Source organism: uncultured Thioclava sp. (assembly GCF_913064665.1).
GTDB lineage: Bacteria > Pseudomonadota > Alphaproteobacteria > Rhodobacterales > Rhodobacteraceae > Thioclava > Thioclava arctica.
In genome coordinates, this window is sequence record NZ_CAJYBT010000011.1 from 1 (window position 1) to 25,881 (window position 25,881).

The 25,881-nt window shown below is 61.0% G+C and carries 22 protein-coding genes; 8 read left to right on the plus strand and 14 right to left on the minus strand.

Features of this window, described 5'->3' with window-relative positions:
• Together QZ571_RS06430 and QZ571_RS06435 are read right to left on the minus strand one after the other, a co-directional pair.
• The coding region (locus tag QZ571_RS06430; RefSeq protein WP_295532889.1) for an AAA family ATPase at positions 1-2,123 on the minus strand (2,123 nt) is incomplete at its 3' end.
• 1 nt (position 2,124) lies between these two features.
• Positions 2,125-3,345 carry an exonuclease SbcCD subunit D gene (locus tag QZ571_RS06435; protein WP_295532890.1) on the minus strand — a complete coding sequence of 407 codons (1,221 nt, stop codon included), beginning with the start codon at positions 3,343-3,345 and terminating at the stop codon, positions 2,125-2,127.
• Positions 3,346-3,697: 352 nt separating this feature from the next.
• On the opposite strand from QZ571_RS06435, the gene QZ571_RS06440 reads away from it, so the two are divergent.
• Positions 3,698-5,590: an ATP-dependent endonuclease gene (locus QZ571_RS06440; RefSeq protein ID WP_295532891.1), complete on the plus strand. Its 1,893-nt coding sequence runs from the start codon at positions 3,698-3,700 to the stop codon at positions 5,588-5,590.
• 321 nt (positions 5,591-5,911) lie between these two features.
• Here QZ571_RS06440 and QZ571_RS06445 read toward each other — a convergent pair whose 3' ends face one another.
• On the minus strand, positions 5,912-6,298 hold the full coding sequence (locus tag QZ571_RS06445; protein WP_295532892.1) for a DUF2384 domain-containing protein: 387 nt from the start codon (positions 6,296-6,298) through the stop codon (positions 5,912-5,914).
• Positions 6,299-6,719: 421 nt separating this feature from the next.
• The gene (locus tag QZ571_RS06450) at positions 6,720-8,984 is read right to left on the minus strand and encodes an adenosylcobalamin-dependent ribonucleoside-diphosphate reductase (RefSeq protein WP_295532893.1); all 2,265 of its coding nucleotides are present in this window, start codon (positions 8,982-8,984) and stop codon (positions 6,720-6,722) included.
• Positions 8,985-9,108: 124 nt separating this feature from the next.
• Here QZ571_RS06450 and QZ571_RS06455 point away from each other — a divergent pair, with 124 nt between their 5' ends.
• Positions 9,109-9,531: a DUF1489 domain-containing protein gene (locus QZ571_RS06455; protein WP_295532894.1), complete on the plus strand. Its 423-nt coding sequence runs from the start codon at positions 9,109-9,111 to the stop codon at positions 9,529-9,531.
• Here the strand turns inward: QZ571_RS06455 and QZ571_RS06460 are convergent.
• From QZ571_RS06460 to QZ571_RS06490, 7 genes are all read right to left on the minus strand, one after another.
• Complete coding sequence (locus tag QZ571_RS06460) at positions 9,528-9,848, minus strand: hypothetical protein (protein WP_295532895.1); 321 nt, start codon at positions 9,846-9,848, stop codon at positions 9,528-9,530. The genes QZ571_RS06455 and QZ571_RS06460 overlap by 4 nt on opposite strands.
• A gap of 78 nt (positions 9,849-9,926) precedes the next feature.
• Positions 9,927-11,534, minus strand: coding sequence for a glucose-6-phosphate isomerase (gene pgi / locus QZ571_RS06465; RefSeq protein WP_295532896.1), 1,608 nt, complete (start codon positions 11,532-11,534; stop codon positions 9,927-9,929).
• A gap of 2 nt (positions 11,535-11,536) precedes the next feature.
• Positions 11,537-12,208 carry a 6-phosphogluconolactonase gene (gene pgl, locus QZ571_RS06470; RefSeq protein WP_295532897.1) on the minus strand — a complete coding sequence of 224 codons (672 nt, stop codon included), beginning with the start codon at positions 12,206-12,208 and terminating at the stop codon, positions 11,537-11,539.
• The gene (gene zwf, locus QZ571_RS06475; RefSeq protein WP_295532898.1) at positions 12,205-13,659 is read right to left on the minus strand and encodes a glucose-6-phosphate dehydrogenase; all 1,455 of its coding nucleotides are present in this window, start codon (positions 13,657-13,659) and stop codon (positions 12,205-12,207) included. The genes pgl and zwf overlap by 4 nt, the downstream gene beginning before the upstream one ends.
• A gap of 106 nt (positions 13,660-13,765) precedes the next feature.
• Positions 13,766-14,266: a DUF2478 domain-containing protein gene (locus tag QZ571_RS06480; protein WP_295532899.1), complete on the minus strand. Its 501-nt coding sequence runs from the start codon at positions 14,264-14,266 to the stop codon at positions 13,766-13,768.
• Between the two features lie 96 nt (positions 14,267-14,362).
• Positions 14,363-14,905: an RSP_2648 family PIN domain-containing protein gene (locus tag QZ571_RS06485; RefSeq protein ID WP_295532900.1), complete on the minus strand. Its 543-nt coding sequence runs from the start codon at positions 14,903-14,905 to the stop codon at positions 14,363-14,365.
• The gene (locus QZ571_RS06490; protein ID WP_295532901.1) at positions 14,902-16,098 is read right to left on the minus strand and encodes an RSP_2647 family RNA methyltransferase; all 1,197 of its coding nucleotides are present in this window, start codon (positions 16,096-16,098) and stop codon (positions 14,902-14,904) included. Before QZ571_RS06490 ends, QZ571_RS06485 begins: the two co-directional genes overlap by 4 nt.
• A 196-nt stretch (positions 16,099-16,294) precedes the next feature.
• On the opposite strand from QZ571_RS06490, the gene edd reads away from it, so the two are divergent.
• Both edd and eda read left to right on the plus strand, forming a co-directional pair.
• The gene (gene edd / locus QZ571_RS06495) at positions 16,295-18,100 is read left to right on the plus strand and encodes a phosphogluconate dehydratase (RefSeq protein ID WP_295532902.1); all 1,806 of its coding nucleotides are present in this window, start codon (positions 16,295-16,297) and stop codon (positions 18,098-18,100) included.
• Between the two features lie 135 nt (positions 18,101-18,235).
• A complete protein-coding gene (eda, locus tag QZ571_RS06500; protein WP_295532903.1) occupies positions 18,236-18,877 on the plus strand; it encodes a bifunctional 4-hydroxy-2-oxoglutarate aldolase/2-dehydro-3-deoxy-phosphogluconate aldolase in 642 nt (213 codons plus the stop codon).
• A gap of 8 nt (positions 18,878-18,885) precedes the next feature.
• Here eda and QZ571_RS06505 read toward each other — a convergent pair whose 3' ends face one another.
• Together QZ571_RS06505 and QZ571_RS06510 are read right to left on the minus strand one after the other, a co-directional pair.
• A complete protein-coding gene (locus tag QZ571_RS06505) occupies positions 18,886-19,152 on the minus strand; it encodes a hypothetical protein (protein WP_295532973.1) in 267 nt (88 codons plus the stop codon).
• A 15-nt stretch (positions 19,153-19,167) separates the two neighbouring features.
• Positions 19,168-21,942 (minus strand): glutamine-synthetase adenylyltransferase, encoded by a 2,775-nt coding sequence (locus tag QZ571_RS06510; protein WP_295532904.1) that lies wholly within the window; start codon positions 21,940-21,942, stop codon positions 19,168-19,170.
• A gap of 135 nt (positions 21,943-22,077) precedes the next feature.
• Here QZ571_RS06510 and QZ571_RS06515 point away from each other — a divergent pair, with 135 nt between their 5' ends.
• The 4 genes from QZ571_RS06515 (at position 22,078) to QZ571_RS06530 (ending at position 25,572) form a co-directional block, all read left to right on the plus strand.
• Complete coding sequence (locus QZ571_RS06515; protein ID WP_295532905.1) at positions 22,078-22,545, plus strand: YbaK/EbsC family protein; 468 nt, start codon at positions 22,078-22,080, stop codon at positions 22,543-22,545.
• A 129-nt stretch (positions 22,546-22,674) separates the two neighbouring features.
• Positions 22,675-23,139, plus strand: coding sequence for a DUF2852 domain-containing protein (locus QZ571_RS06520; RefSeq protein WP_295532906.1), 465 nt, complete (start codon positions 22,675-22,677; stop codon positions 23,137-23,139).
• Between the two features lie 153 nt (positions 23,140-23,292).
• Complete coding sequence (locus QZ571_RS06525; RefSeq protein ID WP_295532907.1) at positions 23,293-24,123, plus strand: arginyltransferase; 831 nt, start codon at positions 23,293-23,295, stop codon at positions 24,121-24,123.
• Between the two features lie 336 nt (positions 24,124-24,459).
• On the plus strand, positions 24,460-25,572 hold the full coding sequence (locus QZ571_RS06530) for a TRAP transporter substrate-binding protein (RefSeq protein ID WP_295532908.1): 1,113 nt from the start codon (positions 24,460-24,462) through the stop codon (positions 25,570-25,572).
• A gap of 72 nt (positions 25,573-25,644) precedes the next feature.
• On the opposite strand, the gene QZ571_RS06535 is transcribed toward QZ571_RS06530, so the two are convergent.
• Positions 25,645-25,812: a hypothetical protein gene (locus QZ571_RS06535; RefSeq protein ID WP_295532909.1), complete on the minus strand. Its 168-nt coding sequence runs from the start codon at positions 25,810-25,812 to the stop codon at positions 25,645-25,647.
• Positions 25,813-25,881: the final 69 nt, after the last annotated feature.

Below are 25,881 nucleotides of genomic sequence, written 5' to 3' on the forward strand. Positions count from 1 at the left end.
CGCGCCGGGAGCGGGGGCGGGCGGCTCTGGGGGGGCGGGGGGCGGGCCGGGGCGCGCGGGCTCGCGGGGTCGCCGAGGGCCTTGGCGGCCGTGGCCCGGGCGTCGGGGGCGGTCTGGGTGGCAGGAGCGGCCGCGGCGCGCGTCCGCGCCGCGGTATCGAGTTCCCGGCGGGCAGTCTCGAGGGCCCGGCGCTCGCCGTCGAGCTGCTGGCGCATCTCGCGCGCGATGCGGATCAGGGCGTCGTCGGCCTCCACGGGATGGGTCTGCGATCCGCAGACCGGGCACGGCGCGTCCGGCTCGAGGGACCGCCGCAGCTCGCTCGCCATGTCCGACGCGGCCGCCTCGGCGCGGTCGACCGGCGCCTGCAGCGCCGCGATCGCCGCATCGGCGCGGGCGATCTCGGTCTCGGCCTTTCCATGGGCCTTTGCGGCGGCGCCCTGTTTTGTGGTCTCTTCGGAGATGCGGGTAGCTGCGCCCGTCTTGCGCGTCATCGCCTCGTCATGGGCCCCGGCGGCCCGGGTCATATCCTTCAGTCCTTGCTCTCCTTTCGCAAGCCGGTCCATCCGGGCCTGAGGATCGTCCTTCGAGATCTCGTCGAGACGGGCCTGGGCCGCCTGCCGCCCGGTCTCCAGCTCGGCAAGCTTGGCACGGTCGGCGCTGTCGGCGGCGGTCAGGGCCGCGCGTCGCGTCTCCGCGTCAGCAGCCTCCTTGCGCGCCCCGATCGCTCGTTTCCGAGCACCGCTTTCAGTCTTCCTTGCCTCTGCGCGCTCATCGAGCAGTGCCTGGAACTGGGCCCAACGGTCGGCCAAGAGATGCGCGTCCGGCGCCCGCTTCATCTGCTCGAGCGCACGCTCGATCGCCTCGGCAGCGGTCTTGTCCTGGCCCTGGATATCCGCAAGAGATTTTGCGGCTCTCTCCTGGAGGGTCGCCATCTCTGCATGGGTCCGGCCGGCCGTCTCGGCCTCGCCCGTGGCCGCGACGATCAGCTCGTCCAGCTTTGTAGCTTTCGTCCATTGCGGCCCAAACGCCTTGAAGACCCGTTCCGACTCCTCGGCGCCGGCGACGGATTTCCGGTGTGCCTCCACGGCTTTCTCGAGGACCCCGGCCAGCCGTGTTTGTTCGTCCGACGCGGCCTTTTCCTCGCGCGCGAGATCGCTCACCGCCCGGTCCGCAGAGAGCGCCCGGGCTTGCTCGCTCTTGAGGCCTAGCGCGGTCTCGAGCCGTCCGAGTGTCGTCCGATCGTCTTTCGCTGCCTCGACGGAGGCGCGCGCCGCGCGCTCGGCGGCTTCCGCCTTCGTCACCCGGGTGCGCGCCTCCGTGACGGCCACGTGGACCCGGATCTTCGTCTCGAGATCGGCGATCTCGGCGAGGGTCGCCGCGATCTGTTTCCCGAGGGTGTCCGCTTCCTCGCGCATGGCCTGACGGGCCTCGTCGGTCAGTGCGTTCGTGGCCGAGCGCTTCGTCTCGAGCGTGGCGAGGGCCGCCTTCGCCTCCTCGTGGCGCGCGTAGATGCGCCGGGAGATGTCTCGGTAGATCCCGGTGCCGGTCACCTTCTCCAGGAGCGCGGCGCGCTCTGGCGTGTTGGCTCGCAGGAAGGCGTCGAAATCGCCCTGCGCCAGCAGGACGGTGCGGCGGAATTCCTCGTAGGCGAGCCCGGTGATCTCCGTGACCCGGTCACGCACGGCGTTGATCTGGCTCTCGATGAGCGTGTCGTCATCGACGCGCGTCAGGGCCCGCTCGACGTTTTGCAGGCGTCCCTCGGCCTTGCCGCGGGCGCGCCGCGCGGTCCAGCTGGCGCGGTAAGTCATCCCGTCGGGCGCTCGGAAGGTGACCTCGGCAAAGCCTTGGGCTGCGCCGCGCCGCAGGATGGCCCGCGGATCGCTTGACTTGATGAACTCGCCGGCGATGTCCGGCACGTCGTCGTTCACGCCCTGGCTCGAAAGCCGCGGGCAGCTGCCGTAGAGCGCCAGGCACAGCGCATCGAGGATCGTCGACTTGCCGGCGCCGGTCTTGCCGGTGATCGCGAAGAGACCCGCCGAGCGTAGCGGCTCTTCCGCGAGATCGATCTTGAACGTGTCGGCGAGGCTGGCGAGATTCGCACCGCGGATGGTCAGGATTTGCATGTCACTCTCCCACCGAGGCTTCGCGGAACGCGGCGATGTGGCGGTCTTCCGGCGCCGTGCCGTTGGCCTTCTCGAAGGCCGGTCGGAACAGCGCCTCGGGATTGGTGTCGCCGAGCGATTGCAACTCGGGCGCCGCATCCTCGTTCGCTGCGTCGCGCCGCACGCGGATCCCCGCGGGCCGCACCGGCGCGGCGGCGAGGAGCTTCTCAGCTTCGCCGAGCAGGACCGCCGCCGGCCCGGTCGCCTCGAGGTTCACGTAGACGAAGGGCTGAAGGCCGCTCGGGGTCTCGGGATCGAGCTCGAGATCGCCCAGCGCCGCTTCGAACTCCGCGAAGGTCATGGTGCCGCGCAGCGGGAAGCGCAGCATCTCCGCGGGCCGCGCGATCGGCACATGCGTGTGTGAAATGATGTTTCCCTCGATATCGAGGATGGTCACGCCGTGATCGTAACCGGCCTCCGCCGCCGAGAGCGGAAAGCACGAGCCCGAGTAGCGGATCCGCCCGCCGAGCGTCTGGTGGCAATGCAGGTGGCCGAGCGCGACATAGTCGAACGCCTCGGGGAAGACGTCCTCGGGCAGTGCGTGCTCGCCGCCGATCAGGATCCGCCGCTCGGCGCCCTCGCTTTCGGTGGCGCCGTGGCAATGCAGGTGCCCCATGGCGATGACAGGCAGGTCTCCGGCGGTCTCGCGGGCCCGTGCCGCCATCATCGCGTGAAAGCGGCGCGCGGCCTCGACGATGGGCGATCCTCGCCCTTCGCCGGCTGCGAAACTGAGGCCGGGAAGGTCCGGCGCGCGCAGGAAAGGGATGGCGCAGACCCAGGCGCGGTGCGTGCCATCCGGGCCCGGGAGCGGGACCATGTGCCGGTCTGCCAGGATCTCCTCTCCCTCGCGGCGGACCGTGGCGAAGACATGGACATCAAGGCTTTCGAGAATGGCCGAAGGCGCTTCCAGGCGGCCCGCAGGATCGTGGTTCCCGCCGGTAATGACGGTGCGCAGCCCGGGGCGCGCATCCTTGAAGCGGCGTAGCGCCGAATAGAGAAGCCGCTGGCTTTCACCCGAGGGATTGATGCCGTCGAAGACGTCGCCCGAGACCAGCAGCACGTCGATCTCTTCGCGGACGAGGATGCCGCAGAGCTCGTCGAGCCACACGCGGTGTTCCTCGTCCCGGGTCCAGCCGTTCAGTGTCTGGCCGATATGCCAGTCTGCCGTGTGAAGAATACGCATACCTGCCCTAGTAACATGATGAATTGACTATGCTCTTTCTAGTTTGACACAAGCAACCCTCGGTAACTATCGCCGAATACAGAATATCTTTAAACTTGAATACCGACTACTCTTCGGGCCTTCGGAAAATCCACCGTTTGTTGCCTGGCGCTTTACGGCACGTATTGCCTGGCCGTTCTTTGCAACGAACTCGGCTGGCGAAGTGTTCTCAAGCCCAAACCGCAACCGACACGCCGATGGCGTGAATTTACCCCGAGATGACAGACTAAAGGTTGATTATCATGCCTAATTGGTGCCTTCTGCACCGCAAAGACCCTTAACCTCTAGCTCTCAGTCCTCACGTGGTGCAACCTTGAAAATCAAGACAGTAAAAATCGTAAACTTTAGATCGATAGTCGACGAAACCATAAACCTCTCAAAATATAATTCGTTTGTCGGCCCAAACGGTGCAGGAAAGTCCACAACATTACATGCGCTGAATGTGTTTTTTGGGGAAATAAATAGCTTCTCAGACGAAGACTTCCACGCGAGAAACACTGAGGAACCGATTAAGATCACGGTCACATTTTGTGAGCTAGGCGAAGAAGCCACGGAAGAGTTCAGGCACTACGCACGTGCAGGTCAGCTTATTGTGCATGCTGAAATTAGTAAAGCCGACGACGGTAGCTTTAAAAGAGTTATTAGAGGGGAGCGGCTGATCTTTCCTCCATTTAGGGAGTATTTTGAGGCCACAACAGCAAAAGATAGAGGGATCGTATTCAAGAATCTTCGAGAAAGATTCGATGGAATCGACGCTGCAACGAATGATGGGGATCGTTCCGCGGCGCTTGTTAAATATGAGGAAGAGCTGCCCGAGAAACAAAAAAAGTTGGTTCCTAGCGGTGACGAATTCTTTGGAACAAGTAAAGGCGTTCATAAATTTCAGCGCCATTTGTGCTGGGTTTACATCCCTGCAGTCAAAGACGCGTCCAGTGAATCCGAGGAAGCCAAAACCTCTCACTTGGGAAAACTAATTCAGCACACCATAAGAAGTCGAATGAACTACGACGCTGAACTTGAGCGCATCAGAACAGAGGCACTAGACGCCTACTCAAAGCTTTTGTCGGACCAGACGTCTCACTTGGGAGACTTGCAAGCTCGATTGTCGGAGAGACTGCAAGCTGCCGTGATGACAGAGGCAGACCTCCAATTGACCTGGAAGACGGACGAGAAGTCTGTTTCCGTGCAGGATCCAATCGCACAGGTGCTTTTGTCCGAGCGTGGCTATGTCGATCGAGTTGATAAGTTCGGGCATGGGTTGCAACGATCGTTTCTACTTGTAATTCTTCAAGAGCTTATGGCCGTTGACAACACAGTTAGCCCAACACTCATCCTCGGCTGCGAAGAACCAGAACTTTATCAGCATCCGCCCCAAGCTCGTCACCTAGCAGAGATACTAATGGAATTGGCGGCTGGAGATTCTCAAGTTCTCCTCACCACCCATAGCCTATATTTCGTCGATGTTGAGTATTTCGACGGAATTAAAGTTTTCCGAAATGTGTTTGGCAAAGCAACTGTTTCGTCATCTTCCTTCTCGGAGGTGATAGTCAATTACAACGCAGCATTCAAAAAGCCTCTGCAAAACGAAGACCAGGCTCGCACCAAGCTCGCAATACAAACCCAGCCGAAGTTCAATGAGATATTCTTTGCTGAACGCGTGGTTGTCGTTGAGGGTGTGTCTGATTTGGCCTGCATCGAGGCTTATATGCGGCTATCCGGAAAAAAGTCAGAATTTCAGAAGTCCGGAGCAACCATCGTTGTTTGCGAAGGTAAAAGCTCACTTGCCCTCATGATTTTAATAATGAAGAGCTTCAAGATTCCGTATCACGCTATCTTTGACTGTGACTCTGAGTATGATGAAAAATTCGCCTCGAATCCTGATAAGTTCAGGGAACCATACAATGAGCACATTAGGGATAACGACGCCATATTAGAGCTATCGGGGCATAAAAAAATCGAAGGCTTTCCAGCCGACCACATTTTCTTATCTAATGTAACAGGATGGCGTTTTAATATCGAGAGGACACTCGAAGTAGAGTTTGGCGAGGACCTCGAGGCATGCCTACAATCTGGCCGTGACGCCGTCGGCAATCTACGGAATTCCAGAAAGCATCCATTATTCATTGCAGCTTCTATGTCATCTGCATGGAAAAAGGGGAAGACCTTTCCCGTCTTGCAAAAATTAGTAGAACGGGTCTTGGCATAGTGTCTCACCTGACAGCCGCTTAACCTATTAGCGCGAGCCTCTTTCTCCCTTCCTTCGCTCTGGCCGCCGCTGTCATCGACTTTGTATGTGTCCTAACCCTAACCCGGGTCCCAAGTTGCAAATTGTGTCGCACCAGACCCTGCTGCGATGTGAAGGGAACGTCCGCTTCCCGCCACCCTTGCCGCAGCCGCGCTCTCGCAGCCAAGGTCCGCTTCCCTCCCGAATTACCCATATAGTCCAAGCGCCCCGAAGCCCCTCGGACCGGATACGCTCACTGGCGGTATTGAACTGGCACCATCCGCTGACTGTGCGGGCCACTCCTCACGCCCCGGCAAGGCAAGCATTGAGATATTTCCGGGTCTCCAGGATCTTTTCCGAGCCTCCTCTGATTGCCACATCAATCGGGCGCGCGCCGAGAAACAGCGGCCCGGTGTTGGGCCGCGTCATCCAAGTGCGCGCGAGCGGCTTGGAGAAATAGAGTTCAAGCGCTTCGTAGATCCCGAGCACAGCAGAAAGGCGAAGGAGTTGATCCTCTGTCAGAGATGGGTCATCGCCCGGCTCCTGTGGGGTGCTCCGAACTAGCTCAGGCATTCCAAGGAGACCAGATGCTTCGCGCTCCGACAGGCCCCATGCGCGCGCAAGGCGCGAATATGCCTTCAGGCACACTTCGATCTCCACCTGAGAAAAGCTGTTACCTTCGATCTCCATCCGCTCTCTCCGCAAGCAGGTTGTTTTCACTTCGACACGACTGGGTCGGTGATCAATTCGCTATCATGTTCGAAGAGCGATTCAATGCGTAACCGTATCTGAAACCCGCATGTGCCGAACCAGATACACAGAGTTCATGACACTCCCGATCGACGCCGTGAATATTGCATAGCTCAATTGCCTGACGCTCCTTGTCTTGAGTTGAAACCGATTGGTCTGCGACCCCAACCAAAATCACGCTAGGCGCGAAAGCAAAGACGACAGAACCAAAAGTTCTGCCGTCTTCACAACTCGAGCAAGAAATCTCAGAACTTCAAAGGGCGCTCAGAGTCGAAGAAGTATCTTGACACGCCCTGCGCAGGCTTATGCTTTCTTTTGCGCACTCATTTGCTTTTTCTGACTCTTCTCCCCAAACCACCCGTCACCCGCATTTGCTATGCCCGCAATCGGCGCAAGTCATGCAGCCTTCGACCATGCGCATCGCGTAGCTGCCGCAGGAGGGGCAGGCTTTGCCGCGCGGGGCTTCTCCGACGATCATCTTCTCAGCCTCGGGATCGGTTTTCAGGCCCATCCCCTCGCCCGCGATAAATCCGGTGGCGATCAGGTGGCGCTCAATCACGCCGCCGATGGCCGCCAGAATCGAGGGCACGTATTTGCCCGACATCCAGGCTCCGCCGCGCGGATCGAAGACGGCCTTGAGCTCTTCAACGACGAAGGACACATCTCCACCGCGCCGGAACACCGCCGAGATCATCCGCGTCAGCGCCACGGTCCAGGCGAAATGCTCCATGTTCTTGGAGTTGATAAACACCTCGAACGGGCGGCGATGACCACCTTGGACGATGTCGTTGATCGTGATGTAGATCGCATGTTCTGAGCCAGGCCACTTGATCTTATAGGTCGCACCTTCGAGTTCCGACGGGCGATCGAGCGGCTCGGTCAGATAGACCACATCGGCCCCCTGATCGGTCTCGGGCGTCTTTTCCGACGCCTCCGACACGCTCAACACAGAGCCTGTCACATCGTTGGGGCGATAGGTCGTGCAGCCTTTGCAGCCGCTATCCCACGCCTCCATATAGACCGATTTGAAATCCTCGAAGGCGATGTCTTCGGGGCAGTTGATGGTCTTGGAAATCGAGCTGTCGATCCATTTCTGCGCCGCCGCTTGCATGCGCACGTGATCAAGCGGGGCCAAAGTCTGAGCGTTGACGAAATAGTCGGGCAAAGGCGCGTCGCCTTTCAGGTCACGCCACATCTGCACCGCGTAATCCACGACCTCTTCCTCGGTGCGCGAACCGTCGGGTTGCAGCACTTTGCGGGTGTAGGCATAGGCAAAGACCGGCTCGATCCCCGAGCTGACATTGCCCGCGTAAAGCGAGATCGTCCCGGTCGGCGCGATCGAGGTCAGTAGCGCATTGCGGATGCCGTGCTTGGCAATCGCTGCGCGCACATCCTCGTCCATTTGCATCATATTGCCCGAAGCGAGGTATTTCTTCGCGACAAACAGCGGGAAGGCGCCCTTTTCTTTGGCCAGATCGACAGAGGCGAGATAAGACGCCCGCGCGATCTGCTTCATCCAAGCCTCGGTCTGCGCGGCCGCCTCGGGCGAGCCATAGCGCAACCCAAGCATCAAAAGCGCATCGGCCAAACCCGTCACACCAAGGCCAATCCGACGCTTGTTGCGCGCCTCTTCTTCTTGTTGGGGCAGCGGGAAGCGCGAGGCATCCACGACATTATCCATCATCCGGATCGCCAAACGCACGATCTCATCAAGCTTGGCGGGGTCGAGTTTCGCCGCGGGCTCGAACGGGTCGCTCACCAGCCGCGCTAGGTTGACCGAGCCCAAAAGACACGCACCATAGGGCGGCAAAGGCTGCTCGCCGCAGGGGTTGGTGGCCGCGATTTGTTCGCAATAGTTGAGGTTATTCATCGTGTTGATACGGTCGATGAAGATCACACCGGGCTCGGCATAATCATAGGTCGCGCGCATGATCTTATTCCACAGATCGCGCGCATTCAGCGTGTGATAGACGCGGTCATTGAACGTCAACTCCCATGGGCCATCGGCCTTGACCGCCTCCATGAAAGCGTCGGTGATCAGCACGGACAAGTTGAACATCCGCAGCCGCGCGGAATCCTGTTTGGCGGTGATGAACTGCTCGATATCGGGGTGATCGCAGCGCATCGTGGCCATCATCGCGCCGCGCCGCGAGCCTGCCGACATGATCGTGCGACACATCGCATCCCACACATCCATGAACGACAGCGGCCCCGAGGCATCTGCCGCCACACCCTTCACCTCGGCGCCCTTGGGCCGGATCGTCGAGAAATCATAGCCGATTCCGCCGCCCTGCTGCATCGTCAGCGCCGCCTCTTTGAGCATGTCGAAAATCCCGCCCATATGATCGGGAATCGTGCCCATGACAAAGCAGTTAAACAAGGTGACCGAGCGCCCCGTCCCTGCCCCGGCGGTGATCCGACCTGCAGGCAGATATTTGAAATCTTCCAGCGCGTTATAGAATTTCTCTTCCCATTCGGCCGGGTCTTTCTCGACCACGGCAAGGGCGCGCGCGATACGCCGCCAGCTATCCTCGACCGTGCCGTCAATCGGCGTGCCGTCTTGCTCTTTGAAACGGTATTTCATGTCCCAAATCTGGCGTGCAATCGGGGCGGCAAAACGGGTCATGGGGCGTCCTTCTGGGTGTTCGCGGATCAGGTGGAAGGCTGACAAGATACGCGCCACGCAATTGCGGGTCAACGCATTGCAAGCCACGTCCCACGCTTTATATTGGGTGTAACCTGGGGGTGACATGGCCGATATGGTGCATCTGATCAAGCTTTGCGTGGGCGCGGAAAAGGTCGAAGACCTGTTGGAATGGCAGGCAAGCCGTTATGGCAACGGCCCGGCCATGCATGTCACGCGGATGTGGCCCAAGCGCGGCGACGAGATCTTGAATGGCGGCTCGCTGTATTGGGTATTCAAGGGCGCGGTGCTGGCGCGCCAACGCGTATTGGAGCTGAGCGAAGTGATGGGCGCGGATGGGATCGTGCGCTGCGCCATCGTGCTGGATCGCGAGGTGGTGCGCACCGAGGCGATGATGCGTCGCCCGTTCCAAGGCTGGCGCTATCTCGCCATCGACGACGCCCCGCGCGACCTGCCCAAGGGGCGCACCCGCGAAGAGGCCTTGCCGCGCGAATTGTCGGTCGCGCTGTCGGAAATCGGGCTGCGCTAGGCGGCCAGCCAGCGCTCCGCCTCTTGCGTTGCGCTAAAGACACGAAAACCCGCGCCCTCGCCCTGCATCGTCGCCTCGGGCATCATGTCATCGGGCACAACCAAGGCGCAGCGCGTGGCCTGACCGTCGCGACAGGCGCGTTGCACGCCGCCCACCAGCTCGGCCATATAGCCATCGAACCGCGACGCCACCCGCACCAAAAGCCGATCCGTCGGGGCAACCATGCGGATCGCCTCGTTCACATCGCGCGACAACACGGTGCCAGAGACGTCCAAACCGGTAATGCCGGCAGGACACGCAGTCATTTTCTCAATCATCACACAACTCCTTGGAACAGCGCGTTCCAAGAGGCAACGCCGTGGGGATCGGCGCGTTCCGTCACGATTGCGAGACGCTTAGCCGCGCAGCGTCTGAATGCGCGCAACTAGCTGGCGGGTGGAGCCGTCTTTATCCGCCCCGGCGCTTTGCCCCTCAAGCACCGGAGACAGCGCCAGCGCCAGTTCCTTGCCCAGCTCGACCCCCCATTGATCAAAGCTGTTGATCCCCAGAATTACACCCTCAACGAACACCCGATGCTCATAAAGCGCGACAATCCCGCCCAACACCTCGGGGGTGAGTTTGGGATAGAGCAGCGTCGTTGAGGGACGCGACCCGGGGAAGACGCGGTGACGTGCCTGACGCTCCAGCTCTGCCCCCTCAAGCCCCTTTTTGCGCATGATTTCCGTCGCTTCTGCAAGCGATCGCCCGCGCATCAACGCCTCGGATTGCGCCAAACAATTGGCCATCAAAAGCATATGCTGATGTGCCAGATCAGGTTCATGGCCCTCAGCGCCCAGCATGAATTCACACGGGATCACCCGCGTGCCCTGATGGATCAGCTGGTAAAACGCATGCTGGCCATTGGTGCCGGGCTCGCCCCAGACGACGGGGCCGGAATGGAATTCGAGATCCTTGCCATCCATGCTGACGCGTTTGCCGTTACTCTCCATCTCAAGCTGCTGAAGATAGGCGGGCAAGCGCGAGAGCCGCTGCTCATAGGGCAGCACCGCGCGGGTCGCGTAGCCGCAAAACTGGTTGTGCCAGATCCCGACCAGAGCCAGCAGAACCGGTAGGTTTTCGGCGTAATCGGTTGTACGGAAATGGGCGTCCATCTCGGCCGCACCGTGCAGGAAATCGGCGAAATCCTCGGGCCCGATGGCAAGCATCAGCGACAGCCCGATCGGCCCCCACATCGAATAGCGCCCGCCCACCCAATCGGCAAAGCCAAAGACGCGTTCAGCGGCGATCCCGAAGGCGGCAGTCTTGTCCGCGGCGGTTGAGACGGCAACGAATTGGGCGGCGGGTTGCGCAACCTTTTCGGCCATCCAACGCTTGGCGGTCTCAGCATTGGTCATCGTCTCGATCGTGGTGAAGGTCTTGGAGGCCACGATCACCAGCGTCGTTTCAGGGTTCAGCCCCTTGAGTGTGTCATGAATATGCGCGCCATCGACGTTCGAGACGAAATGGCAGCGCGGCCCGTCGTGATAAGGCGCCAGCGCCGGGGTCGCCATCGCCGGACCCAGATCAGAGCCGCCGAGGCCGATATTGACCACATCCGTGATCGCCCCGCCCTGCCCCACAAACCGCCCTTCCCGCACGTCGCGGCTGAACGCCACCATCCGGTCATAGGTCGCGCGGACCTCGGGCATCACGTCTTGACCGTCCACGACCACCGACCCGCCAAGATTGCGCAGCGCGGTGTGCAGCACCGCCCGCCCCTCGGTTTCGTTGATCTTGGCTCCAGTGAACATCGCCTCGGCGCGTGCCTGCACATTGCGATCAGCAGCAAGTTTCACAAGTAGATCCAGCGTTTCAGCATCAATGTTCGTCTTGGAGAAATCGAACATAAACGGCCCGGAGTCCCGGGTGAAACTGGCCGCTCGATTGTCATTATCGAACATTTCCGCGATTTTGCGGGATTTCACGGCCTCGGACTTTGCGATCAGATCTTGCCAGATAGTCATGCTTATTCAGCCCAATGAACGGTGGCGTTTTTCAACACGGCGCGCACCGGCGCCTGTGTTTCTGGAAGGAATTGCGCGGCCTCAATTGCGGCGCGCTTTTCCGCTCCTGTAATCAGAATATGGATGTGCATCGCGTCACGCAAAACGGGCGCAGAGAGTGTGATGCGCGGCTCGCCCGCAGTCTCGGCGCGCATCGCCAATACGATTGGCGCATCGTCAGACAGCGCCTCTTCCAGCCGATCAGCGCCGGGAAACAGGCTGGCCGTGTGCATATCAGCGCCCATGCCCAGCAGCAGCACCGAGATCGGCAGATGCGGCGCGATGCCTGCGGCCAACTCATCCATCTTGTCTTCGGGGCGCGGGGCATTGGCATATAGCGGCACCAGCGTGGCCGCTGCGGCCCGCCCCGTCAAAAGCCGTTCGCGGATCAACCGGGTATTCGAGCGCGGTGAGTCCTCATCCACCCAACGCTCGTCATTGAGCAGCACCGCGACCTTGTCCCACTCGAGATCAATATCGCTGAGCGTGTCGAAAATCGGCCCCGGCGTTGTCCCCCCGGGAACCGAAAGCGTGGCGTGCCCATCATTGCGGATCGCTTCGCGCAACTGGGTCGCGATGCGGTCAGCAAGGCCGATCATCATCATGTCGCGATCTGGGTAAGACTTGAAATTCATTCGCGAATCTCCCGCCAGCGACGGCCATCGCGATGCATCAACATCAGCGCATCATCGGGCCCCGAGGTGCCGCTGTCATAAGGTTGCGGGCGGTCACCGCGCGCCTCCCAACCCTCGATGATCGGGTCGGTCCAGGCCCAAGCGGCCTCGACCTCATCGCCGCGCATGAACAAGGTCTGATTTCCCCGGATCACATCCATGATCAGCCGCTCATAAGCGTCGGTGATGTCCGCCTCTTCGCCCAGCGCCTCGGCAAAAGACATATCAAGCGGCACCTGCACAAGGCGCATGCCCCCCGGCCCCGGCTCTTTGATCATCATCTTGAGGTTCATGCCCTCATTGGGTTGCAACCGGATCACCAGCACGTTTTCGCGCCAATCGCCCTCGGCCTCGTCAAAGATCGAATGCGGCGGCTCTTTGAAGGTGATCGCGATTTCCGAGGTGCGCGCGCGCAACCTTTTGCCCGTACGCAGATAAAACGGCGTGCCCGTCCAGCGCCAGTTCGCGATATGACATTTCAGCGCGATATAACTTTCGGTTTTCGACTCCGGGTCTTCGCTATCCGCCAGATAGCCCGGCTCATCCCCCTTGGCGAGGTATTGCCCGCGCACCATGTCATTGGGCGCAACCGATTGCAGCGCACGGATTACCTTGAGCTTTTCATCGCGCACCGCGTCAGGGTCAAAGTGATAGGGCGGCTCCATCGCGATCAGACACAACAGCTGCATCATGTGGTTTTGCACCATGTCGCGCATCGCGCCCGACTTGTCATAATACGACCCTCGGCCGCCCACTCCGACCGTTTCGGCCACTGTAATTTGCACATGATCAACATATTGCGCATTCCACAGGGGTTCGAAAAGGATGTTGGCAAAGCGTACCGCCATCAGGTTTTGAACCGTCTCTTTGCCCAGATAATGGTCGATGCGATAGATTTGCGTCTCATCGAAATGGTCCGCCAGCGCCTTATTCAGCGCCTTCGCCGAGGTCAGGTCACGGCCAAAAGGTTTCTCGACTACGATGCGGGCATCCGGGCCAGCGATGCCGCGCTTGTGCAAGCGTTCGGCCAGATCGCCAAACAGCGAGGGCGCCACGGAAAAGTAAAATGCGTTAATCACATCGGGGCGCACCTTGGCCTTCAGATCGTCCCAGCCACCCTCGCCCTTGGCGTCGATCACGACGTAATCGAGCATCGCGAGGAACTCTGCGACCGACTCGGGCACGATTTTCGCGGGATTGACGTGCTCTTCGATCGCGCCGCGCACCTGAGCGCGAAACGCTTCGGCATCCATATCAGAGCGGGCCGCGCCGATGATCTGCGAGCCTTGCGGAATTTGGCCGGCCAGCACGCGCCGGTAAAGCCCCGGCAAAATCTTGCGATTGGCCAAATCACCTGTGGCCCCGAAAATCACCAGATCAAATTCATCGACAGGAATGACGCGCGAAACCATGGGGTGCTCCATTCTTAGGGTCTGTTAGCGCTAACGACCCACTTCTAGTCGCCTTCGACCCCGAAGTCTAGCATTGCCCGAAATCAAGGCAAAGGCTTGGCGGGTCTTAGCGCTCGCAAGCGGTTAAAAAAGCGACAAGGGCCTCGATATTTGGTGCAACTTCCTGTGCGAACCCTTCGGAGAAGCGCGCAAAATCGGCGCGGGTCTCGGGCGGGACAGACAAGATCACCGGCACATCCGCCGCAATTGCCTGCGCAATCAAATCGCGGCAACCGCGCCCTGCGGCCTCTTGCTTGCCGAATTTGTTAAACAGCGCGACTGTGCCCGCAGGCGTATCGCTCAGGCTGCGCGCCACCTGCGCGACCACCAGTTCAAGCGCCCCGGCATCAAGCGCACAGGCATTCGCACCACGCCCCAGATCTTGGGAAATTTCATGAATGCTGCCCTCGGGAAGCAGGCGCAGATGCATTTCGCACTCAGAGCGCTGTGCGCGCTCGGCACGCACCATGCCAATCACGCCTCGCCCCTCGGCCAAAAGCCGGTCGGCAAGGGCTGCGATCAGCCGATCGGCCTCGCCCCGAACTGAGCAGGTGATAAATCCAAGCATAGGCTGTATTTGGCGAGGCTTCGTGCAACCGTCAAGCCTTCGCGCGTTTGGCGCGCGCGGGAGCCTCCGGCGGGAGTATTTAGCGCTAGATGAAAATCAACCCGCCAGGGCCTTGCCAAACCGTGGCAGGCGCGCGCGTTTCATCAGGGCGCGGATCGGTTGCGGGGTGCCCGAAAGGCGTTCAGCCTGCGCGCGCACGGTTTCGGTCAAAGCGCGCATCTGCTCGGGATACTCGGACAAAAGCTGCCACAAAAAACCGTCAGGATCGCGCCGCTCAAGCCCCTCGCCCGCCAAGGTGCCACGCGGGAAATCGGCCCTGTTCGAAGTTACGATTGCATCCGCATGGCCCGCGATTGCCACCGCCAGAACGTGAATGTCGTTTTCATCCGGCAGGTGCAGTCGCGATTCCAACCCCGGTTGGGCGACGATCTCTGCCTTGGGGAACTCTGCGCGCAGCAACGCGATTTCACCGCGCGCGAAGGCTTCATCAACCGGGTTGCGCCGGGCGGCGGCGCGGGCCCATTCCTCAAGGATGCGCGCCGACCACAACGGGCGATAGAGCCCCGCCCGCGCCGCGCCGATCAGAATTTCGCGCAGCACGGTTGGGTAAAGGACGCAGGCGTCGAGGACCGCCCTCATCCGTCGAGCCGGTAGAACAGGGCCTTCAGATAGCCCGATTCGGCAAGTTGCGGCTGCATCGGGTGATCGGCCCCGGCAAATCCGGTATGGATCAGCTGGCCCGAGCGCTCTGCCTTGCCGATACCGCGCGTGCAGGACGAGCGAAACTGCGCCAGATCCGCCGCGTGCGAGCACGAACACAGTACCAAATAGCCCCCCGGCGCAACCAAAGGTGCCGCCAGTCGCGCAACGCGTTCATAGGCGCGCAGCCCTGAATGCAGGGCCGATTTGGCAGGGGCAAAGGCGGGCGGATCGCAGATCACCAGATCAAATTGCGCGCCCTCGGCGCCCAGTGCTTCGAGTTGATCGAACGCGTCACCCTTACGGATGGTGAATCGATCAGAGGCGCCCATCAAATCCGCGCCCTTTTGTGCCAGAGCCAGCGCGGGGGCCGAACTGTCAACGGCCAGTGCCTGCGACGCCCCACCTGCCAAAGCCGCCAGCGCGAAGCCACCGACATGGGTGAACACATCCAGCACGCGCGCATCTTTCGCAAGCCGTGCCGCAAACGCATGGTTGGGACGCTGATCGTAGAACAGCCCCGTTTTTTGCCCGCCCAGCAGATCGGCCAGATAGGTCGCGCCATTCATCGGCACTTCAATCGGTGCCTCCAGCGATCCGCGCAACAGCACGGTTTCTTCGCTCAATCCCTCAAGGGTGCGTGCGCGCCCCGAGGCATTCTTAAGCACATTCGTGACGCCCGTGACATCACACAGCGCGGCGGCGAGATCGTCGATCATCACCTCGGACCATGCGGCATTGGGCTGAATAACAGCCGCATCGCCAAATCGGTCGATGATCACGCCGGGCAGCCCATCGGCCTCGGCATGCACTAGCCGGTAAAACGGCTGATCAAACAGGCGCGCACGCATCGCCAAGGCTCGCTCCAGCCGCGCCGCGATCCACGCACGATCGATCTGCGCCTCGGGGTCGCGATCCAGCATCCGCGCAATGATCTTGGAGTTCGGATTGACCGTCACCGTCCCTAACGGCACACGTTCCGCATCTTCGAGCGTGGCAATCGTGCCGGGCACAATCGCCTTGGTGCGCCGGTCCACGACCAGCTCATCGGCAAAGACCCAAGGGAAACCATGGCGGATCGCACGGACCTCGGCCTTGGGGCGCAAACGGATGACGGGGCGGGGATCGGTCATGGGAACTCCTTCACTACACGCGCCTCTCTACCCCCTTGCGCTTTGGCGCGAAAGGCTGATCCTTGTGAAAGCGCCAGCACGCCTCAAAGGAAACTTTCTGTGCGTGGGTTGCGCTGTTAGCGCTAACGGCATAAAATACCCCCAAACCGGCGGCCCGGCCGCCTAACGCAATTGCCAGCTTGGAAAGGGCCCGCCCATGACGCTCAATTCCACCATCGCCCGAGTCACCGACCGGATTCGTGCCCGCTCTGAGGGGCCGCGCACCGATTATCTCGCGCGCATCAAGGCCGCCGGTGATGCCGGGCCCTCGCGCGCGCATCTGTCTTGCGGCAATCAGGCCCATGCCTATGCCGCGATGGGACAGGATAAAGACGCGCTGGCAGCGGCGCGCGCGCCCAATGTCGGCATCGTCACGGCCTATAATGACATGCTGTCCGCCCACCAGCCTTATGAAAACTACCCGCAGTTGATCAAAGCCGCGCTGCGCGAGATCGGCGCTACGGCGCAGGTCGCGGGCGGCGTTCCGGCAATGTGCGATGGTGTCACCCAAGGCCAGCCGGGCATGGAGTTATCGCTGTTTTCGCGCGACGTGATCGCGATGGCCGCGGCAGTGTCGCTTAGCCACAATACCTTTGACGCCGCAATTTATATGGGCGTGTGCGACAAGATCGTGCCGGGGTTGGTGATGGCGGCGGCGACCTTTGGTCATATCCCGGCGGTGTTTTTGCCCGCGGGCCCGATGACCACCGGCCTGCCCAATGACGAAAAGGCCAAGGTCCGTCAGCAATTCGCCACCGGCGAGGTCGGTCGCGACAAATTGATGGCGGCCGAGATGGCCTCCTATCATGGTCCCGGCACCTGCACCTTCTACGGCACGGCCAATACCAACCAGATGCTGATGGAATTCATGGGCCTGCACCTGCCCGGCAGCTCGTTTGTGAACCCCAACACCCCCCTGCGCGAGGCGCTGACCGTGGCGGGTGCCAAACGCGCCGCCGAAATCACGGCGCTTGGCAATGACTACCGTCCTGCTGGCGAGATTCTTGATGAGAAAGCCTTTGTGAACGGGCTCGTTGGACTGATGGCGACGGGTGGCTCCACCAACCACATCCTGCACCTGCCCGCGATGGCGCGTGCGGCCGGGATCATCCTTGATCTGGCCGATTTTGACGAGGTCAGCTCGGTCACGCCGCTGATGGCCAAGGTCTATCCCAACGGGCTGGCCGATGTGAACCATTTCCACGCTGCGGGCGGTCTGCAATTCATGATCCGCCACCTGCTCGACGCTGGCCTATTGCACAAGGACGCGAAAACCGTCTCTGGCGAGGGGATGGCGCACTACATCCAAGAGCCCAAAATCACCCCCGAAGGTCTGACCTGGGTCGATGGCCCGGTGGACAGCCAAAACGAGAAAGTGCTGCGCAAAACCGCAGATCCGTTTCAGAAAACCGGCGGTCTCAAGCAGCTCGACGGCAATCTCGGACGCGGCGTGATCAAGCTGTCCGCTGTCGCCGAAGAGCGCCGCCATATCGAGGCCCCCGTGCGGGTCTTCCACGATCAGGACGATGTGAAAGAAGCCTTCAAACGAGGCGAATTCACGCAAGACACCATCGTCGTCGTGCGTTTTCAGGGCCCCAAGGCCAATGGCATGCCCGAATTACACTCGCTCACCCCGACCTTGTCGGTGCTGCAAGATCGCGGCCTCAAGGTCGCACTGGTCACCGATGGCCGTATGTCAGGTGCAAGTGGCAAAGTGCCCGCAGCGATCCATGTCAGCCCCGAGGCGGCCGATGGCGGCCCCTTGGCCAAGCTGCAAGACGGCGACATCGTGCGCCTCGACGCGCTTTCAGGCGAATTGACCTGCCTGACCGAAGGGGTCGCCGAGCGTGCCCCCGTACAACCCGACCTAAGCGCCAACCAGTTTGGACTGGGGCGCGAGCTGTTCGGCGCCTTCCGCACCCATGTCGGCCCATCTACCGAGGGCGCCTCCGTGGTGCTTTGATTTTTCTTGCCTCCGGCGGGAGTATTTCTTGCTAGATGAAACACGCCTCCTTCTTTCATCTAGCCTCAAATACTCCCTCGCCGGAGGCGTTCTGCATCTTCCGCCTACGCGGCGGCCTGAGACTGGAGACCCTAAATGACACCCCAAGACCAATCCAAAGCCGCCCGCAAGGTGTGTGAACTCGCGCCGATCGTGCCCGTCATCGTGGTGCGCGACGTGGCCCATGCCGCCCCTCTCGCCAAAGCGCTGATCGCAGGCGGCTTGCCCGCGCTCGAGGTGACCTTGCGCACGCCCTGCGCGCTCGATGCGATCCGCGCGATGGCCGATATCGAGGGCGGCATGGTCGGCGCGGGCACCTTGCTGACCCCAGCCGATGTGAAAGCCGCCAAGGCGGCGGGCGCGAAATTCGGCGTCTCGCCGGGCGCTACCGAGCGCTTGGTGAAAGCCTGCGAGGATGAAGGCTTGCCACTATTGCCCGGAGCGGCCACCGCATCCGAGGTGATGAAGCTCTATGAATTGGGCTATGACGTGCTGAAATTCTTCCCTGCCGAGGCCTCTGGCGGCGCGCCTGCGATCAAGGCGATCGGGGCGCCGATCCCGCAGGTGTCGTTCTGCCCGACTGGCGGCGTCAGCCTTAAGAACGCCAACGATTACCTCAGCCTGCCGAACGTTCTTTGTGCAGGCGGATCATGGGTTGCGCCCGACTCCATGGTGCAATCGGGCGACTGGGCGGGTATTGAAACGCTGGCCCGCGAGGCCGCAGCTCTGCCGCGATAAACGCCACGCTAAAGCCTGCGCCCGCGCCAGCCCCCGCGGCGCGCGGGCGTCTCGCCTGCGCGGCTCAGCCCCTCGGCCAGAACGACGCTCATCGGGTGATCTTGGGGGGCGTTATAGGCCAGTAACACGGTACGGATCGCCTCTTGGTCATCCGAATTCACCGGCAGGCTCAATGCCCAATCCATGAAAATCGAGCGGCATTCGTCTAGCGAAATCCCCTCAATTTGATAGCTTTCGCGGATCAACCCCTTGGGATCGGCCTGCGTAATATCCATCAGTTTACGCGCCATTTAGCCCTCCAAAACCTGTTCCACGATTTCCGCCACCGCATGCGTTACACTGTCCAGCCGGGCCTGCAGCGCCTCAAGGCTGTCCAGCCCCGTCTCGCACAGAACAAAGGCCCGTCCGCCCGCTCCTATCGCGTCCATATCAAGTGCGCGATCCGACAATAACCGCGCGCCCGACTGCAAATGCCACAAAAGGCGATAGGCCGAGGCCAGCGTGCCCGCCGCCTCCTTGCTGATAAAGCCTTCGCGCGGACCGATACGCAGCTGCGCCTCAACCTTGCGCGCGGGCTGCGCGGCCCGCAGAGCAAAACTCTGCGCCAGAAGTTCAATGTCTTGCAGCCGACCGGGGCCGATCTTGGCCTCCCATGGCCCATCCACGGGCTTGGCCGCAAAGATCCGCGCGCGCATCTGCGCCAGATCGCTCAACACGGTCTCACCACGGCCTTTGGCGGCGAGAACCTGCATCCGGATCGCCTCGACCTCATCGGCCAGATCGGGATTGCCCGCCACGGCGCGCGCCCGCGTCAGCGCGAGATGCTCCCAAGTCCACGCCTCGGTCATCTGGTAATCGGCAAAGCTTTGCAGCGCCGTCGCCACCGGGCCTTGCCGCCCAGACGGGCGCAGCCGCATATCCACCTCATAAAGCGTGCCTTCGGGCATTGGCGCGGTCAATGCCGTGATCAAAGCTTGGGTGAGCTTTGCGTAATAGACCCTTGCTGCCAAAGGTTTCTTCCCTTCGGAATAGTCCCGCCCGGCGGCGTCATAAATCACGATCAAATCAAGATCGGATTGCGCATTGAGCCGCTCAGCACCCAAGCTACCCATCCCCAGAACCACCGCTCCGCGCCCGGGCGGTGGGCCATAGCGACGCGCGAATTCGCCTTGTACGACGGGCCATAATGCGGCCAGGACCGCCCCCGCAATATCGGCATATTGGCGCGCGGCCTGCTCGGCTTCGATCAATGCGCGCAAGTGATGCACGCCCACGCGGAACTTCCATTCCTTCGCCCAGCGCCGCGCCAGATCAAGCGCGCCCTCGTAATCGTCAAGCCGGTCAAGCTTGCGGCCAAGATCTTGCGACAAGCCTTCGCATCCCGGCCAAGGCGCAAAGAACGCGCCCCCCAGCACAGCATCCAGCACGCTGGCATTGCGCGACAGATAGCTCGCCAACGCAGGCGCGGTTGCACAGATATCAACAATCAGATCAATTAGGCTGGGATTGGCCTCAAATAGCGACAAAAGCTGAACGCCAGCAGGAAGGTTTTTCAAAAATCCGTCAAATTGTACAAGCGCCTCATCCGGGTCCGATGCCGCCTGAAAGCGCCCCAGCAATTCCGGCGCAAGACGTTTGAAAATTCCGCGCGCCCGCTCTGATCGCAGCGCCGGATAGCCCGTCCAGCCCTCGACAAGGTCACGCGCCTTCTCGCTGAGATCAGGACGGGGCGCCGCCTCATCGGGCGCAAAAAACGCATTTGTCAGGCTTTCGACTCGTTCCAGTCGCTCTTTGAGCGCCCCCGTCCATGCCACCACATCGCCCTGCCCCATCATTGCAGCGATCCGGGCAAGCCCGTCATCCGTATTGGGCAAAATCTGCGTTTGGGCATCATTAACCATCTGGATGCGATGCTCAATCTCGCGATGGTTGCGGTAATGACCTACCAATTCCTCTGCCACATCCGAAGGCACCCAAGATTTCATCGCCAACGCGCGCAACGCCCCCACGGTCGTGCGATCACGTAGGCTTTCATCGCGCCCGCCCGCAATCAATTGCCGGGTCTGGGCGAAGAACTCGATTTCCCGAATGCCGCCTTGACCGAGCTTGATATTATGCCCCGCCACCTCAATTGGCCCGTGCAACCCTTTATGCTCGCGGATGCGCAACCGCATGTCATGGGCGTCCTGAATGGCGGCAAAATCGAGATGCTTGCGCCACACGAACGGGCGCAGGGTTGCCAAAAACCGCTCGCCCGCCGCGATATCGCCTGCGCAGGGCCGCGCCTTGATATAGGCGGCGCGCTCCCATGTGCGCCCCTCGGCTTCGTAATAGGCCTCGGCCGAGCCCATCGAGATACAGACCGGCGTCACGCTGGCATCTGGGCGCAGCCGCAGATCGGTGCGAAACACATAGCCCTCCGAGGTGCGATCATTCAGCATCGCCGCCATCTTGCGGGTCGCGCGGATCAGGGCCGCGCGCGCCTCCATCCGGTCATCAGGGTCATAGCGCGTCTCGTCAAACAGACAGATCAGGTCGATATCGGAGGAATAATTCAACTCCCCCGCGCCCATCTTACCCATTGCAAGCGCCACCATCCCCGCCGCCGTTTCGCCATCTTCAGGGCGCGCACCGAGAATCTTGCCGCGCCGAATTTCCTCGCCCACCAGCCGCTTGAGCGCCAGATCGACCGCTAGATCGGCTAGCCGCGTCAACGCACCGGTCACCTCTTCAAGACACCAAACCCCGCCCAGATCCGCCAAAGCCGCCAAAAGCGCGACGCGCCGCTTGGCCCGGCGCAATTCAGCCCCCAGATCGCCCAGCGCAACCGGGGCAAGGCGCGCGAACTCCTCGGCCAAGGCAGCTTCGGGGTTGCCAGCCAAAGCCGCACGTAGCCACTCAGTTTCCGCCTCCAGCAGCCCTTTCAGATAGGGGCTGCAACCAGCGGAATTCGCCACCAGATCGCGCAGTTCTGGGGACAGATCGGCGAATAAGTCCCGCGCCTCCTGCGCGCGCTCGGGCTCGAAGGGGATGGGGCAACGGGTAAGGCGTGACGCAAAAGGCATCTGCGCACACTACGCCGCCAAGAACAGCGGTCAATGGGGGTTGGATCGCTCCTTCATCTAGCTCTAAATACTCCCGCCGGAGGCCCCTGTCGCCAACTACGCACGCCACGGACGCAATATATTGGAGCAAAAGCCATGAGCAAATCCTTGAACCGGGTGCGCACCGCGCTCGAGGCGGCGGGGGCCGCGCATGAGATCATCGAACTGGGCGAGGCGCGCACAGCCGAACAGGCGGCGGCCTCGGCGGGCTGCTTGGTGGATCAGATCGCCAAATCCATCATCTTTCGTGGCTTGGACAGCGGTCATGTCGTGCTCTTTATAACCGCAGGCGGCAATCGGGTCAGCGATCGCAAAGCCAGCGCTGTGGCTGGCCAGCCCCTTGGTAAAGCCGATGCCGCGCTAATCCGGGCCGAGACGGGCTTTGCCATTGGCGGCGTGGCACCGTTGGGACACCTGACCCCGGTCACCGCCTATCTGGACCCGCGGCTGATGGAGTTTTCTGAAATCTGGGCGGCAGCGGGCACTCCGCGCCATGTTTTTCGCATCTCACCGCCTGATCTGGAACGGATCAGCGGTGCCAAGCAGGCCGATTTCACCGAATAAAACAAAGCGGATTCAATGTTTTCCGCGATGAATGTAAAAAACATTTACATACCCTCTTGCAAGACGGCTGCCCAAACCCGATCTTGGATGATGTAAAAGACATTCACATCAGACTATCGGAGGTTTCTCATGTCTGCCTATACCACCAACTCCAACATCCCCGTGACCCGGGGCAACTGGTTTACCCGCGCCATCGACTGGATGGACGGGTTCGGGCCGGGCGCATGGATCGCGCTGATGGTCGCAGGGTTCATCTTTGCTGGTCCGTTGGGGCTGGTTCTGTTGGCCTTCATCCTGTTCACCGGCCGATTTGGTCGGCGCTGGCGTGGCGAAGGGGCATCGCGCGCGATGACCTCGGGGCGCGGCTGTGGCTTTGGCGGGCGCGTGCATGTTTCGCGCACCACCGGAAACGCCGCGTTTGACGCCTATAAAAGCGACACCTTGGAACGCCTTGAGCGCGAGCAAAGCGAGTTCGAAGACTTCCTGCGTCGTCTGCGCGAATCCCGCGACAAGGCCGAGTTCGACCAATATATGCAAGACCGCGCCAAAGCGGCCGCCCATAGCGATGTCGAGGACGACGCCCCTAAGGCATAAATTCGCCGAAACGAACCAGATTGAGCGCCCCGGTTGACCTGACCGGGGCGTTTTCTATGCAATGAGATCAGTAGGCTGCGCGGAAACACTTGGCCCGGGCGCGCCGCTTTGCTAGCCTATGGGCAACATTCTCCGAATTCAAACGGCACCCCAATGCGCCATTCTCTTCCGCTTGCCCCGCAGTTCTACGTGACCGCGCCGCAGCCCTGCCCCTATCTCGATGGGCGGGCCGAGAGAAAGCTATTCACGGCCCTGCAAGGGGAAGGCGCTGAAAAACTTAACAATTCCTTATCACGCCAAGGGTTTCGTCGCTCGCAAAACGTCCTGTATCGCCCCTCGTGTGCCGATTGCATGGCCTGCCTGTCCGCGCGCGTGCGCGTCGCTGATTTCACCCTGTCGCGCTCGCAGCGCCGGATTCTCAAACGCAACGCCGATCTGCGCCGCACTGCGACCAGCCCCTGGGCGACGGAGGAACAATACGCGCTTTTCCGCCGCTATCTCGATTTGCGCCACGCCGATGGCGGCATGGCCGACATGGATATCTTTGAATTCGCCGCTATGATCGAAGAAACCCCGGTCAAATCGCGCGTCATCGAATATCGCGAAAGCGCGGCCACCCCCGGTTCGGTGCGCGCACTGATCGCAACCTGCCTGACGGATGTGCTCGATGATGGGCTGTCGATGGTATATTCTTTTTACGAACCCGACCGGGTCAAAGACAGCCTTGGCACCTATTTGATCCTTGATCACATCGAGATCGCGCGCCGCATCGGCCTGCCCTATGTCTATCTGGGCTATTGGGTGCCGGGCTCGCGCAAGATGGGCTATAAGGCGAATTTTGCCGCGCTTGAGATTTTCAAAGGCGGCGAGTGGATTGATATCGGCGACCCCGAAGACCACACGGGCGAGACGCATCCGCTTTCGGTCGACCCGATCTCCGAGCAGGTCGCGCGCATTCAACTGCCCGATACTCGCAGCGGCTGATCCGCCCCCAGCAAAGCGCCTAATCCAAGGGCAATTGCCCAAGCGATAGACAGCGCCCCTTCCCGAAAATCGCAATCAGAAATCTGGCCCTTGCAATGGCTTGCACCGGCTCCGCGCGCGAAATTTGCGGCGAACCTGACCTTTTGGGCAGGTCGCGCGATCGCTCGCACGCTTTAGGGCACAATTGAAGGTGAGAAACCTGCAACAGCATGCAAATCGCGGTTTACAGCCACAATCGGTCAAGTAAGGTGACCGCATGACTGCCCTTTGAGGGGCCCGACGGGGCGGAAGGGGCAGGCCATACAAAAAAAACGACACTCACCGGGAGGAAACCATATGGATCGTCGTTCATTCCTGCGCAAAGGCGCGCTTGGCGGGGCTGCAGCTGCTGCAGGCTCAGCTCTTGCCGCACCTGCCATCGCGCAAGAAACCCCGCAAATCACCTGGCGCATGACCTCGTCATTCCCGAAATCGCTCGACACGATTTACGGCGCGGCCGAAACCATGGCGGAGTACGTCAAGGGTGCGACCGGCGGCAAGTTCAACATCCAAGTGTTCGCCGCTGGCGAAATCGTGCCCGGCCTGCAAGCGCTGGATTCGGTCTCCAACGGCACCGTCGAGGCCTGCCACACCGCGTCTTACTATTACTGGGGCAAAGATCCGACTTTCGCGTTTGCCACGGCTGTGCCGTTCGGCCTGAACGCGCGGATGCAAAACGCCTGGTTCTACTATGGCGGCGGCAACGAGCTGATGAACGAGTTCTATCAGGGCTACAACATCACCGCCTACCCCTGTGGCAACACCGGCGCCCAGATGGGTGGTTGGTTCCGCAAGGAAATCAATACGGTTGACGACCTCAAAGGCGTCAAGATGCGTATCGGTGGCTTTGGCGGCAAGGTCATGGAAAGACTGGGCGTTGTGCCTCAGCAGATCGCGGGTGGCGACATCTACCCCTCGCTTGAAAAAGGCACGATCGACGCGACCGAATGGGTCGGTCCCTATGATGACGAAAAGCTCGGCTTCTACAAAGTTGCGCCCTACTACTACTATCCCGGCTGGTGGGAAGGTGGCGCCTGCTTGCACGCCATGTTCAACAAGAAAGCCTATGATGCGCTGCCCGAGGCCTATCAGATCGCGTTGCAAGCCGGCACTCAGGCCGCCAATTGCGACATGCTGGCCTCGTATGACCATAAGAACCCGACCGCGCTGAAAACTCTGATGGGACAAGGCGCGCAGCTGCGTCCGTTCTCGCAAGACATCATGGATGCCTGCTTCCAGGCGGCGACTGAAGTCTACAGCGAGATCAACGCCTCCAACCCGGCGTTCAAAAAGATCTATGACAGCCAGTTCGCGTTCCGCAATGACGCCTATGGCTGGTGGCAGCTGTCGGAGTTCAACTACGACTACTTCATGATGCGCCAGCAAGCGGCAGGCAAACTCAAGATGTAATCTGCATCTCTTTGAAATCGAAAGGCCCCGGCAATGTCCGGGGCCTTTTGCGTTCCATACAAGGCGGCGAAGCTATTTCTTGGTGACAACACCCACAGTCGCCCCGGCCACGGCGCCAACCGGCCCCGCAACAACAAGTCCGCCAAGCCCGCCGGTAGCAGCACGCTCGGTTACCGTATCGCCACAAGCCGCCAAAGAGACAAGCAGCCCACCCGCAGCCGCCAAAACCAGAATACGCATCCGCAAATCCCTTTCCCATATCGCGCGCCGTATTGGCGCCTATTAAACTAGACGCCAACCACGCGGTTC